The organism is Burkholderia sp. SIMBA_051 (genome assembly GCF_046534915.1).
Classification (GTDB): Bacteria; Pseudomonadota; Gammaproteobacteria; order Burkholderiales; family Burkholderiaceae; genus Burkholderia; species Burkholderia ambifaria.
Map to the genome: position 1 here is coordinate 1 of NZ_JAWRXS010000122.1, position 327 is coordinate 327.

Sequence of the window (327 nt, forward strand, 5' to 3'; positions counted from 1 at the left end):
CACGAGGTCACAAACTCTGGCAGTGACCGGGCGCAGCTTAGTCCCATGGGAATAGCTGCGCGCGACGCGATGGGCAAGACCAGACTGCGGGCAGTCGCCGATCGTGGCTACTACACCGGACTCAGATCAAGGAGTGCGCCGATGCGGGGATTGCGGTCATGCTACCGAAGCCGACAACATCAGGTGCGAAATACCACTGGCGATTCGACAAGGCAGACTTCGTCTACATTGCACGGGACGACGAATACCAATGTCCAGCTGGCGAACGGGCAATTTACCGTTACACCAGCGAGGAACACGGGATGCAACTGCACCGGTACTGGAGCA

General features: G+C 58.7%; 1 pseudogene. It reads left to right on the forward strand.

What is annotated here, in order from left to right:
* Positions 1–327: pseudogene (locus SB771_RS33835) on the forward strand (IS5/IS1182 family transposase); the annotation flags it as partial.